Source organism: Streptomyces griseoloalbus (genome assembly GCA_014650015.1).
GTDB lineage: Bacteria > Actinomycetota > Actinomycetes > Streptomycetales > Streptomycetaceae > Streptomyces > Streptomyces griseoloalbus.
On the sequence record BMUD01000012.1, the window covers coordinates 57,820 to 71,235 of the forward strand.

5 protein-coding genes and 1 tRNA gene are annotated in these 13,416 nt (G+C 72.3%); 3 read left to right on the top strand and 3 right to left on the bottom strand.

What is annotated here, in order from left to right:
• The first annotated feature begins 79 nt into the window (after window positions 1-79).
• Window positions 80-6,994 (top strand): DEAD/DEAH box helicase, encoded by a 6,915-nt coding sequence (locus IE178_RS19260; RefSeq protein WP_193513173.1) that lies wholly within the window; start codon window positions 80-82, stop codon window positions 6,992-6,994.
• Window positions 6,991-9,240 (top strand): UvrD-helicase domain-containing protein, encoded by a 2,250-nt coding sequence (locus IE178_RS19265; protein ID WP_184763053.1) that lies wholly within the window; start codon window positions 6,991-6,993, stop codon window positions 9,238-9,240. Before IE178_RS19260 ends, IE178_RS19265 begins: the two co-directional genes overlap by 4 nt.
• Window positions 9,241-9,273: 33 nt before the next feature.
• Here the strand turns inward: IE178_RS19265 and IE178_RS19270 are convergent, their stop codons facing one another.
• Window positions 9,274-10,218, bottom strand: a complete 945-nt coding sequence (locus tag IE178_RS19270) for a serine/threonine-protein kinase (RefSeq protein ID WP_184763052.1) — start codon at window positions 10,216-10,218, stop codon at window positions 9,274-9,276.
• Between the two features lie 475 nt (window positions 10,219-10,693).
• On the opposite strand from IE178_RS19270, the gene IE178_RS19275 reads away from it, so the two are divergent.
• On the top strand, window positions 10,694-11,425 hold the full coding sequence (locus IE178_RS19275) for an EcsC family protein (RefSeq protein ID WP_193513174.1): 732 nt from the start codon (window positions 10,694-10,696) through the stop codon (window positions 11,423-11,425).
• Window positions 11,426-11,579: 154 nt separating this feature from the next.
• Here the strand turns inward: IE178_RS19275 and IE178_RS19280 are convergent.
• Both IE178_RS19280 and IE178_RS19285 read right to left on the bottom strand, forming a co-directional pair.
• Window positions 11,580-11,664 (bottom strand) — tRNA-Leu (locus IE178_RS19280).
• Between the two features lie 172 nt (window positions 11,665-11,836).
• A complete protein-coding gene (locus tag IE178_RS19285; protein WP_193513175.1) occupies window positions 11,837-13,381 on the bottom strand; it encodes an aldehyde dehydrogenase family protein in 1,545 nt (514 codons plus the stop codon).
• Between the last annotated feature and the right edge of the window lie 35 nt (window positions 13,382-13,416).

A 13,416-nucleotide genomic window follows, 5' to 3' on the forward strand; every position in this document is an offset into this window, starting at 1 on the left:
ATCGTCACGATGCCCTCGCCGCCTGTCACGGCGCGGCGCACCAGGCGGTCCCGTCAGCCGTCCTGCCCGAAAGGTCCTCGTGAAGCCCACCCTGGCCGCCGCGCAGCTCCGCGGCAGTCTGACGCAGTACCTCACGACGACGTACGCGCTGGCCGACGAGGACACGCGGCTCGCGCTGGAGCGGTTCCTCGGGGATCCGGAGACGGGCATCTTCCGGGGGCCGTACCTGCGAATACGGACGCCGTTCCACCCCGCCGACGACGGGTGGCGGGCGGCGCTTCAGTGGCAGCCGTCGTTCACGCCGTGGCGGCACCAGGCGAAGGCGTGGGAGCGGCTGAGCACGTACAAGGGGGCGGCCGAGCCGACGCTCGTGACGACCGGCACCGGCTCCGGCAAGACGGAGTCGTTCCTGATCCCCGTGCTCGACCACTGCCGGCGGCAGAAGGCGCTGGGCCGGCGCGGTGTGAAGGCCGTGCTGCTGTACCCGATGAACGCGCTCGCCACCGACCAGGCCGGACGCATCGGCGAGTACCTGGCGCAGCCGGAGCTGGCGCAGGTGACGGCCGGTCTCTACATCGGCGACAAGCCGGACACGGACTTCCGGCGGGTGATGACGCGGCGCGAGGAGATGCGCCAGGCGCCGCCGGACGTGCTGATCACCAACTACAAGATGCTGGACCTGCTGCTCCAGCGCGCCGAGGACCGGCCACTATGGGAGGGGGCGGACCCGGCGTACGTCGTCCTGGACGAGTTCCACACCTACGACGGCGCGCAGGGCACGGACGTGGCGATGCTGCTGCGGCGGCTGGCGTCCGCCGTCGGCGCCTCGAAGCCGGAGCGGCCGCTCGGGTCGATCTGCCCGGTGGCGACCTCGGCGACCCTCGGTGAGGGCGGCGGCGACGGCAGCGGCATCCTCACCGTCGCCGAGCAGGTGTTCGGCGTGCCGTTCGGGCCGGACGCGGTGATCGGTGAGGAGCGGCTGAGCGCCGACGACTTCGTCGGCGACATCGACTACGAACTGCCCGAGCCCCCCGACCCCAAGGAGGTCATCGACGTCTCCGGCGGGCCGGGCGTCGAGTCCGACCCGGACCGGCTCGACCTGGACGGGCTCGCCGAACGGCTGCTGGGGCGGCGCGGCCTGGACGCCTTCCGGATCGGGCGGCTGCTGAAGAAACACGACTTCACCCATGGGGTGCTCGCGCTGCTGAACGGCGAACCGCTCGACGAGTGGGGGCTGCGGGACCGCATGGCCCGCTTCGGGTACGCGTGGGCGCGCACCGCTCGGGAGAACCCGCGGCTCGCTCTGGAGGCGCTGTCGCGGTTCGTGGCGTTGCTGTCGTCCGCACGGGACCCGGAGTCCGACGAGCGCCGGCCGCGTCCGCTGCTGCACATCGAGGCGCACCTGTGGGTCCGGCCGGTGGGGCGGGTGCTGAGCGGGGTGGGCGCCCGGCCGGAGTTCCGCTGGTACGAGGACGAGCGGACGCTCGCCCGGCGCTCCGCGCTCACCGCGGCGTCCGCGTCCGAGGAGTCGTCCGACGGCGACGAGTGGCCGACGGCGGGCTCCCGGCGGCCCGAGGCGCTGCCCGGTTCGGACACCGTGCAACGGCCGGCCCAGGCGCACCTGCCCGCGATCTACTGCCGGGTGTGTGGCCGCTCCGGCTGGGCGGCGCTGTCCCCGGAGGCCGATCCGCAGAAACTGGAGACCGGTCCGCCGAAGATCTGGCAGGCCGCCGTTGGACGTGACAAGCGGCGGCTGCGGTACTTCATCTCCGCGACGCCGGCCGAGGCACGCGACGCCCTCGCGGCGCTCACCGGCACCGCGCCGAAGCAGGCGGGCGGCGTCGACCCGCAGTCCGTGGTGGTGCTGGACGGGGCGCAGGGCACCTACCGGATGCCCGTCGCCGAGGACGGGGAGGGGTTGCAGGACGCCTGGTTCGCGCGGGCCGTCCTGGACAAGAAGACCGCCGACCAGGCGGCCAAGGACGACACCTGCCCGGCGTGCAACGCCGACAACGGCATTCGGTTCCTCGGCACCGCGCTCGCCGCGCTCGCCTCCGCCACGGTCACCCAGCTGTTCACCGGCGGCCACGAGATCGCGCTGGCGCCGGAGGAGCGCAAGACGCTGCTGTTCAACGACTCCACGCAGGACGCGGCGCACCGCGCCGGATACGTCGCCAACGCCTCGTACAAGTTCTCGCTGCGCTCGCTGCTGGCGCACCGGCTGGACGACTCCGGCGCGCCGCTCCCGCTCAACGACCTCATCGGCGACGTCCTGGACGCCGTGGACGACCCGCAGACGCTGGCCGCGGTCGTCCCGCCGGACCTGCACGACGAACCGGGCGTGGACCGGCTGCTGTCGGGACGCGGCACCGGAGACGCGCGGACGTGGAAACTCATCGGGGAACGGCTCGCGTTCGCGACCGTCATGGAGTTCGGGCTGCGCTCGCGGCTCGGACGCACCCTGGAGCTGACCCGGACCACGGCCGCGGAGGTGGTGATCGCCGAACCGGACCGCATCGTCGCGCTCGCCCGCGACCTGCACCTCACGCTGCCGGGGCAGCTGGGCCTCGACGGCGGCCTGCCCACGCCCGATCGGTACCTGGCATACGTGCGGGGGCTGTTGGAGCGGATGCGGCTGCGCGGCGGCGTCCGGCACCGGTGGCTGGACACCTGGATCAAGGAAGCGGGCGTCAACCAGTACCTGATCTCCGGGCAGCGGCCGGAGGGGATGCCGGCCTTCCCCGAGGGGTACGTGGCACCGCCGAGGTTCCTGCTCGCCGGGCCCAAGGAGAAGACCAAGTTCGACACGATCAGCGGTCGCGGCAACTGGTACCAGGACTGGACGCGGCGCTGCCTCGGCCTGGACGCCGCCCAGGCGACCGAGTACCTGCGCCGGCTGCTGCCCGTCCTCGCGGACGTGGGCGTGCTGTCGGCGCGCACCGCCAAGGACCGCACCACCCGCGTGTACGGACTCCAGCCGGGCCACATCCATGTGCGGCTCCTGGCGGACGACCTGGTCAACAAGGCGTTCGTGGCCTGCGAGGAGTGCGGCTGGCAGCAGGTGGTGCCGCCCGAGCGGCGCACCCGCTGGTACGGGCACCCCTGCCCGCGCTGGCGCTGCACCGGCGTCCTCACCCCTCCCCAGCACGGCACGTCGTCGACCGGGGCGGGCAGCGGCGGCTTCGGCGGGAAACTGGAGCGCGACTACCGGGCCGACTACTACCGCCGCCTGTACCTGACCGGCGGCACCTACCGGGTCGTCACCGCCGAGCACACCGGCATGCTCACCCGGCCCGAACGGGAGGGCGTGGAACGGACGTTCCGGCAGGGCACCCACTACACCGACCCCAACGTGCTGTCCTGCACGCCCACCCTGGAACTGGGCATCGACATCGGCGACCTGTCGGCGGTCCTGCTCGGTTCGCTGCCGGGCGGCCCCGCGAACTACGTGCAGCGTGCCGGACGCGCCGGACGCCGGACCGGCAACGCCCTGGTGATCGCCTTCGGCGGGCGCCGGGCCCGCGACCGGTACTACCTGGACGACCCGACCGAGATGATCGCCGGTGACATCGTGCCGCCGGGCTGCTACCTGTCGGCCGTCGAGATCCTGCGCCGCCAGTACACGGCACACCTGCTGGACCGGGCGGCGCGCGGCGAACTCACCACGGCGGACGGCGAGCCGCTCATGCCGGTGCCGCGCCTGTCGTCGGCCCTGTTCGGCACCACCGGCTGGTGCCAGGACCTGTCGGACGCGGCACTCACCCACGGGGCCCGGCTCGTCGAGGAGTTCCTGGCGTTGTTCCCGCAGGCGCCGGACGGCGGCCCGGACGACGACCGGGGCGTGTCCCCGCACGCCGCGGACGAACTGCGCGCGTACGCCACCGGCGGCATCGCGCGCACGCTGGCGGAGGCCGAGGAGGAGTGGACGGCGCGCCGCGAGGAACTGCGCCGCCGCATCGCCGCCATCGACACCGCCATGGACGGACTGCTCGCCGAGGACCGCGAACAGGGCGCCGAGCGGCGCGAGTTGCTCGCGGAACGGCGCGCCACGGGCGAACTGCTGCGCCGGCTCAGCCAGACCAACGCCCACGGTGCCCTCGTCGAACTCGGCCTGCTGCCCAACTACAGCCTCACCGACACCACGACGTCCCTGGAGGCCACCCTCTACTGGAAGGAGGCCGCCGGGAACGACGAGGACGCGGAGGCGCCGGAGGGCGACGACGAGCGCCGGGAGTGGGTATACCGCAGCGAGACGCGCGCCTACGAGCGGTCCCGCAAACTGGCGCTCACCGAACTCGCGCCCGGCAACAGCTTCTACGTCAACGGCTACCGGCACGTCGTGCGCGCCCTCGACATCGGCAGCCCGGAGCGGCGCGCCTGGTCGGTGTGGCGTCTCTGCCCGGCCTGCGGGTACGCGCGCACCCACGGCGACCCGAAGAACGACACCTCGCCGTGCCCGCGGTGCGGTTCGAGGGAGATAGCCGACGCGGGCTGCGTGCACCACGTCCTGGAGCCCCGGCGCGTGACGTCCCGGGACAAGCGGGACGACGCCCGGGTGCGGGACGACCGCGACGAGCGCGACCGCCGGCGGTACGCGGTACTCACCACCGTCGACGTCGACCCGGCGCACCTGGCGGCCGGATCCTGGCGGCACGACACCGCGGTCTTCGGCGCCGACTTCACCCGCAGGGCCGTCGTGCGCACCCTGAACCTGGGCATCGACCGGCAGGACGGCAGCAGCACGGTTCCGCTGGCCGGGGACGACGTACGTCTGAACCCGTTCTACGTGTGCACGAGCTGCGGCGGCGCGACAGCCGACGGACGGCCGGTCGTCGACCAGTCGCAGCACGCCCTCACCGCGTCCCTCGCCCACTCCACCCGGGCGAGCGCCCACCACCAGCTGTGGTGCCCGCGCCGGCGGCTGCGCGGCAGCGGGGAGGGCCAGGGCGCCGGAGTGGACGTACCGCTGCTGCTGGCGCACGAGCTGACCACGGAGGCCGTCCGCATCCTGCTGCCGGCGTCCGTGGCACGGGCCAAGGAGCGGCTCGCCTCGTTCACCGCCGCGCTGTTCGCGGGCATAGCGGCCCGCTACGGCGGCGACCCCGACCACATCGACATCACCTCCGCGTCCATGCCGGACGGCGAGGACCGCGACTGGCCGCGCCGGTTCCTCGTGGTCTATGACCGGCTGCCCGGCGGCACCGGCTACCTGCACCGCCTGGCGACCTCCGACGGCTTCCGCGAGGTCCTGCTGAAAGCCCGCGAGGTGATCGAGGGCTGCGGCTGCCTGGAGAAGGGGCTCGACGGCTGCCACCGCTGCCTGCTGCGCCGCGTCCCGCCGGCCGACTACGACAAGGTCAGCCGCAACGAGGTCCGGCAGATGCTGGACGAACTGCTCGGCGCGGACGGCGAGCGCTGGGCCACCTCTCCCGTCACCACCACCCAGCACATCCCGATGCACCAGCAGGCCGAGAGCGACCTCGAGGTCCTGTTCATCGACACGCTGCGGGAGTGGGCCGCGCTGCCCGAGAGCCGTGCCAGCGGCGACGCCTACATCACCCCGGCCGGCACCCACGCGCTGGACCTGCGGCTGACCGCCGCCGACGGCACCACACTGAGGTGGCGGGTGTCCCAGCAGCGGGTCCTCGACGGCACCCGCCCCGACGTCCTCTTCGAACGGGTCGACGCGCCCGGCCCGCGCGTGGCGCTCTACCTGGACGGCTACGAGTTCCACGCCGGCCGGGAGCACAATCGCGTCGGTGACGACGCCGACAAGCGCACGCGGCTGCGGTCCGAAGGGCTCAGGGTCTTCCAGCTCACCTACGGCGACGTGAGGGACTGGCGGCGCCGCGTCCGGGACACCGGCCACGCGGGCGCGGGACCGGCCGACCCGGTGTGGGAGCCGTACGGGGACAAGGCCTGCGGCAAGGCCCGCGGCTACTACGCCACCGTACGGGGCGGACTGCCCGGTGAGCTCGCGGAGACGGTGTGGGTCAACCCGGCCGTGCAGATCGTGGAGTACCTGCGCCGGCCGGACGCGGAGTGCTGGCAGTGGCGGGCGGAGGCCGCCCTGGCGGGCTTCATGGGCGCCGGGGCCCGTCCGGCCGCACTCACGCCGGACGTCCTGGGAGAGCAGATCACGACGGCGCTACGCGGCGGAACACCGACGGGAGCGGGCGGCCCGGTGCAGCTGTTCACCGTGACCGACCGCTCGGAACTGCCGCTGGTGTTGGCCGCCGACACCCGGGCGAGGCCCCCCGCCTGGACCGGCATCGCCCTCCTCGACGACACGCCAGGCGTCCACGCCCGGGAGGAGGCGCACAAGCGCCGCTGGCGGGCCTGGCTGTACTGGTGCAATCTGCTGCAGTTCCTGGACACCGGCGGCGGGGACGCCGTCCAGCTCACGACCGGCCGCCTCGACGGGTTCCCCGTGGAGACTCTGGCGGTGACGGGCGGCAGCGGCGTCCTGGAGAGCCTCCACGTCACGCTCGCCGCCACCGCACCCGCCGGCAGCACACCCGCGCCGGCGGCGACCGCACCGTCGGCACCGCTGGTCCCCGCGACCGCCGAGGTGTCCACCACGGGTGACACCCCGCCCGTCCGGGACGCGGCGTGGGACCGGGTCATCGAGTACCTCGACCCGGACGAACCGGGCCTGCTCGCGCTCGCCGAGTCCCTAGCCGCGCGGGGCGTCCCGGTTCCCGAGGACGGCTACGAGCTCGACTCGAACGGCTGGCTGGCCGAACTGGCCTGGCCTGCCGCACGCGTGGGTGTCGTCCTCGCCCCACGCCCGCCGGAGGGCGAGGACGAGGACCCGGAGGCAGTCGACCGGGACCGTGCGTTCGCCGCGGCCGCCTGGAAGGTGCGGCCCGCCGCCGACTGGACCGCCGAGGCCCTCGCGGACCGCCTCGCCGGCGCACCACCATCCGGCGACCGGGAAGGTCGTCAGCCAGACGGAACCACCACGGACAACGGGGGGAATGAACAGCCGTGACCGGCAAGAACGTGACACTGCGCCTGCTCGACAAGGCGGACCGGGAGATCCTCAAGCTCCCCCGCCCGGTCAAGGGCGCGATCTACGACTTCCAGCACAAGTTCAAGACCAATCCCGACTCCGCGGGCCTGCGCCTCAAGCGGTTGCAGGGACACGACAAGCTGCACTCGGCGCGCGTCAACGACGAGTACCGCGCGCTGCTGCTGCGGCTGGCCGACGACGACTGGCTGATCGTCTCGGTCAAGCACCGCAAGGACGTGTACACGCATCTGGACCGGCTCACGTACTCGGTCAACCGCGTCACCGGCGGCATCGAGTACGTGGACCTGCAGGTCGTGCAGGAGGAGGTGCTGGCTCCCGCGGCCCCGCGGCCCGCCGCACCCGCCGAGCCCGCCGAACCGGCCGCCCGGCAACCGCTGTTCGCGAACTGGTCGGAGCAGCAGCTCACCGACCTGGGCGTGGCTCCCTCCCTGGTGCCGGTCGTCGCCGCGCTGACCACCGAGGACCAGCTCCTCGGACTCGTCGAGTACGCGCCGCAGCTCACCGGCGAGGTGCTGCTGGCGCTGTACGACGGGAAGGAGTACGACGACGTCCTGGAGCAGGTGACCGCCCCCGTGGCGGCGCCCGACCCCGTGGACCCCGAGGACTTCCGGGCCGCCGTCGAACGTCCCGCCACCATCGTCACCACGACCGACGACGCGCTGCGCGAGGCGCTGGAGGGTGAGGATTTCGGGCGCTGGAAGGTGTTCCTGCACCCCACCCAGGCCAAGCTGGTCACGCGGGACTACAGCGGCCCGGCCCGCGTGGGCGGCGGGCCCGGCACCGGCAAGACGATCGTGGCGCTGCACCGGGTCAAGCACCTGGTGGAGCGGCTGCCGGCCGGCCGGACCAAGCCGGTCCTGCTGACCACGTACAACAAGAACCTCGCGGCGGACCTGCGTTCGCGGCTGCTCGCCCTGGGCGGTGAGACGCTGCTGTCGCGTGTCGAGATCAGCCACGTCGACCAGCTCGCGCTGCGCACCGTCCGGGAGGCGGAACCGGGCAACCGCAAGCGGATCGTCGACGAGGCGCAGGCGGTCCGCGAATGGCGCTCGCTCCTCGACGAGCTGGGCGAGGACGGCTGGGACGCGGAGTTCCTGCACGACGAGTGGACGCAGGTGATCCTCGGTCAGGCGGTGACCTCCCGCACGGACTACTTCCGCGCCCGCCGCGCCGGCCGTGGACGCACGGTCAGCCGTGCCGAGCGCGCCGAGATCTGGCAGCTCGCCGAGCGGTTCACGCAGCGTCTGGACCGGATCGGAGTCCAGACGTGGGACCAGATCGCGGAACGGGCGGCGCAGCTGGAGGCGGCGCGCGCCCGGCGTATCCAGGACATCGACCGTCGGCGGGAGGAGGCCGGCGGCCTGGAGAACGTCCACGTGGCCGACGGTTCGGGGGGTTGGTTGCGCTACCGGTACCGGCACATCGTGGTCGACGAGGCCCAGGACCTGCGGCCGGCGCACTGGAAGATGCTGCGTGCGATGACCACTCCCGACCGCAACGACCTTTTCCTGGTCGGTGACACCCACCAGCGCATCTACAAGAACCAGGTGACCCTCGGCAGCCTCGGCATCAACATCCGCGGCCGGTCGTCGAAGCTGTCGCTGAGCTACCGCACCACCCGGCAGATCCTGCGCTCGGCGCTGAACGTACTCGGCGAGGAGAAGTACGACGACCTCGACGGCAGCGCCGAGACACTGGCCGGGTATCGGTCCGTGCTCAGCGGCGCCGTCCCGGACCTGCACCGGCTGGCCGACTGGGCGGACGAGCGCGAGGCGATCGCCGCACTGATCGAGTCCTGGGGGGAGGTGCCGCACGAGCAGATCGCCATCGCCGTGCCGACCAACGACATGGCGCGCGAAGTCGCGTACACGCTGCGGGAGCACGGCATCATGGCGCTGGAGATCGGCCCGGACGGACCCCTCGGCGACAGCGGCGTCCACATCGGCACGATGTTCCGGTTCAAGGGGCTCGAGTACCAGCGCATGATCATCGCAGGGGTGACCGACGGGCTGGTGCCGCGCGCGGGCGTCCAGCAGCGGCGCACCACGGACCCGGCACGCCACCGGACGGAGATGCAGCGCGCCCGGTCCCTGCTCTTCGTGGCGGCCACGCGCGCACGGGACAGCCTGGACGTCTTCTGGCACGGGGAGCCGAGCCCGTTCCTCAAGGAACTGATCAAGGTCCGGCCACCGGTCGCGGCATGATCGGTCCGGGGATCGTGCCGCGGTTCGCTTCGGCTAACGCGGCATGATCGGTCCCTGGGGCACGAGGAACGGCCGCCGGGGATCCTCCGGCGGCATCCTGCGGGTCACGAGTGCCGGATCAGGGGCCGGCAGGTACGGGGCGAGAGCCGCGTACACGTCCGCCGCGCCGCCGGGACGGTCCTCGGGGCGCTTGGCGAGCAGTGCGTGCACCAAATCCTGGAGCGCGGCCGGGGCGTCGACACCGCCGTCGGCCAATCGGGGCGGGGACGTGGTGAGGTGCTGAGTCGCCAGCTCGGCGGGTCCCGGGCCGCGGAAGGGAGGGTGGCCGGTGAGCATGTGGTGCAGCAGGCACCCCACCGCGTACAGGTCGCTGCGACCGTCCAGCGGCCTGTCGCCGGCCAGGAGTTCGGGCGAGGCGTAGGCGACGTTGCCGAGTGTTTCGCCGGTCATGGTGAGCTGCGGGTCGGTGTCCGAAAGGACCTTCACGAGACCGAAGTCGAGGATCTTCACCAGGCCGCTGGCGCGGACCATGACGTTCTGGGGCTTGAGGTCGCGGTGGACGAGACCGGCCGCGTGCGCGGCGGACAGCCCCGAGCACAGTTGCGCGGCCACGGAGACCGCGGCGGGCACCGGCAGGCGCCCATCGTCGGCGCCGTCGACGACGTTGTCGAGGGTCGTCCCGTCGACGAGCTGCATCACCAGGCAGCAGACGTCCTCGGTGACGGCCGCGTCGTACACGGTGGTGATGTTGGCGTGGTCCAGACGGGCGGCGGTCTTGGCCTCCCTCTCGAAGCGTGCGAGGGCGGTGCGGCGCCAGTCGGGCAGGGCCAGGAGGTCCGCGGCGACGGTCTTGACCGCGACAGGACGCTCCAGATACACGTCCGTCCCCTGCCAGACGTGCCCCATCGCCCCCCTGCCCAGAATCCGGTCCAGCCGGTACCTGCCGCGCAGTACCTTGCCCGCAGCGAACTGCTCCACGTGCACTTCCTTCAGTTGAGCCCCAGCGGTCTGTCGGCGCACGGACCACCGGCCGGAGCCCCGGCATCGGCGGCCCGCGCGGAAGCAGTCAACCAGCCCCGTGCGCAGACCGGAAAACCCCAGGGACCACGCAATCCCGCCTCGTGGAGCGGGCAGCCGAGCCCGTTCCTGATGGAGGCCGGCCGCGGGGCGGGGTAGCCGACACGGTCCGCTCACCACTGCTCGGGTCAGCGAAGGCCAGCACAAGGAACAAGTTTGACGGTGCTTTCACTTTCATGGGAAGGTTTAGGTGCTTCGGTTCGTGAAGGCGTCGCGGCGAAGGACGTCGCGGCGTGAGGGGTGGACGGGCGGTAGCGAGGGGGATGCGGCTTCAGCCGCTTGCGGCTTTGCCGGTGATACCTGCGACCGGAATCCTTCTCCTGCCCGCAGCAGTGCGGGATGCCCCGCGGTGGGGTGCTCGCGGAAGGGGTGTGTGATGGCCGACGAGAAGACTCCTGATGAGGGAGCGGTCGAGAAGGCCGGGCGGTGGCTCGCCGATCTCGCGGAGAAGGTCATGGTGAACGGTGTGGGGCCGATCACGGGGTCGGTGACCTGGGCCGAGGACCGTCTTTCGCGTCGACAGGGCGCCGATTACAAGGCACCTGGTGACGATGAGCGCCGTTCTCCCGAGGACATGCAGGACGACATCGATGCGGTCGTCGCCCGTCTCATCAAGGAGTCCGTGGCCGCGGCCGGGACGCAGGGGTTCGTCACCGGGCTCGGAGGTCTGCTCACCGCGGGCGTGACGATCCCTGCGAACGTGGCCGCGTCCCTCGCTGTCAACATGCGAATGGCCGGCGCCATCGCGCACCTTCGGGGATGGGACATCCGTGATCCGCACGTGCGGACCGTCGCGATGATGCTCGCGATCGGGATGAGCGCGCAGAACGTCCTGGCATCCTTCGGCGTGAAGGTCGGCCAGAAGTTCGGTGAGCAGATGATCAAAAAGATCCCGATCACGGTGATCCGGGCGATCAACAAGAAGGCCGGAACCCACCTCGTCGCGAAGTATGGAACCAAACGCGCCGCGATCACGCTCGCCAAGGGGGTCCCGATCCTGGGAGGCATTGTCGGAGGGGCTGTGGACGCAGGAGCGACTGCTGTCATCGGACGGGCCACGGACAAGGCCTTGCGCGATGGCACCCTTCGGGCCGAGGAACCGAAGTAACGTAGAAGCGAACCAGGTTGTACGAGCGGGGTGTGTGCAGTGAGTGTGCAACTCGTTGGACACGCCCCTTCCCGAGACATCACGCCTCACCCTCGGTGACACAAAACAATCGATGGCCCCGACCGTTTCGGTCGGGGCCATCGATTGAGCGATGTGTCCGAGGGGGGACTTGAACCCCCACGCCCGATAAAGGGCACTAGCACCTCAAGCTAGCGCGTCTGCCATTCCGCCACCCGGACAAGGTGTCTGCCGCCGTGCCGGGGTACTCCCCCGTGGCGACATGGACAACCATACCAAGCTTTCGCAGCGCCTTTCACCTGCGTTTTCCGTGCCCCGGGTGGCGGTCCGCGGCCGTGGGTCACGGACCGCTCGCGGTGCACGGTGAGTGGCGGGCCGGTTACACCGACGCCCTCACGGCATGAGCTGATACTCGGGGAAGTTGCCGGGCAGCCGCTCCCCCGCCGGCCCCTGGGTCACCGCGCGGACCAGCAGTTCGCCGCCGACGAACGCGCCCCGCCAGGACGCGCCGAAGCCGCCGAACAGTTCGTCGCGGTCTCCGCGGGAGCGGGGGACGCCGTGGCCGACCTTGAAGGCGCGGATCTGCGGGGCCAGCCGGTCGTAGGTGGCCCGGTCGTCCGTGGAGAGTGTGGCCACCAGCGCGCCGTTGGACGCGTTCATGGCGGCCAGCAGTTCCGCCTCCGTGTCGACCAGGACGATGGTGTCGACCGGGCCGAACGGCTCGGCGTGGTGCAGCGGGGAGGAGCGGGGCGGGTTCAGCAGCGTGACCGGCTGGACGTACGCCGAGGTGTCCTGGCCGGGCAGGAAGCGGGCGTCGGACGGGGTGCCCCGGTGCAGGGGGACGGCGCCGCGGTCGACGGCCTCGGCGACCTGGTCGTGCAGTTCCTTCGCCTTGGCCGCGTTGATCACCGGCCCGAAGTCCAGGGTCGGGCAGGGATCGTCGGGGTGTTCGACGGCGAGCGGGTGGCCGAGGCGGAGCGTGCGGACCGCGGGGAGGTAGGCGGCGAGGAACTCGTCGAAGAGGTGGCGCTGGACGACGAAGCGGGGGTAGGCCGTGCAGCGCTGTTTGCCGTAGTCGAAGAGCTTGGGGATCACCGCGCCGAGCGTGTCCCAGTCGGAGTGGTTCCAGATGCCCCAGGTGTTGAGCCCCTCCTGTTCGAGGATGTGCCGCTTGCCGAGGTCGGCGACGGCCGTGGCGACGGCGGCGCCGGTGTCGCGGCCGCCGACGAAGGAGACGCAGCCGACCTCGGGCGCCCGCACCAGCGCCTCGGACAGCTCGCCCCCGCCGCCGCTGACGAGGGTGACGGGGATTCCCTCGCGGGCGGCGAGCGCCGAGGCGAGGGTGAGACAGGCGACGCCGCCGTCGGTCGGGGTCTTGGCGACGACGGCGTTGCCCGCCAGCGCCTGGACCAGCAGGGCGTGCACGAGCACGCTCATCGGGTAGTTCCAGCTGGCGATGTTGGAGACGGGTCCGTCGAGCGGGGCCCGCCCGGCGAGCATGCCGTCGATGCCGTCGACGTACCAGCGCACGCCGTCGATGGCCCGGTCGACGTCCGCCCGGGCGAGCCGCCAGGGCTTGCCGATCTCCCACACGAGCAGCAGCGCGAGCAGTTCGCGGTGCTGGGCGAGGGCGTCGAGGGTGGCCGCGACGCGGGCGCGGCGCTCCGGCAGCGGGGTGTGGCGCCAGGCGCGGTGCTGGTCGAGCGCGGCGCGCACGGCCTGCCGGGCGGTGGCCCGGTCCAGGCGCGGTGGGCCCGCGACGGGGCTGCCGTCGACGGGACTGACGGCGGGCAGGGCCCGGCCGTCCGCCTGCCAGGCGGCGTTCCAGAGGCTGAGGACGCGGTCGTCCCGGAAGGCCTCGGGGGCGACGGCGAGGCAGCGCTGCCAGGCGTCGGTCCAGGAGGTACCGGATTTGAGGGTGAGGGTGGGTGGTGGCATGGAGTTCGCTCCGCTCTCGGTGCACGGTCGAGAGA

Coding starts and splice junctions, on each gene's coding strand:
- IE178_RS19275 (WP_193513174.1), top strand. CDS start 10,694: ATGGCCGACGAGAAGACTCCTGATGAGGGAGCGGTCGAGAAGGCCGGG.
- IE178_RS19285 (WP_193513175.1), bottom strand. CDS start 13,381: ATGCCACCACCCACCCTCACCCTCAAATCCGGTACCTCCTGGACCGAC.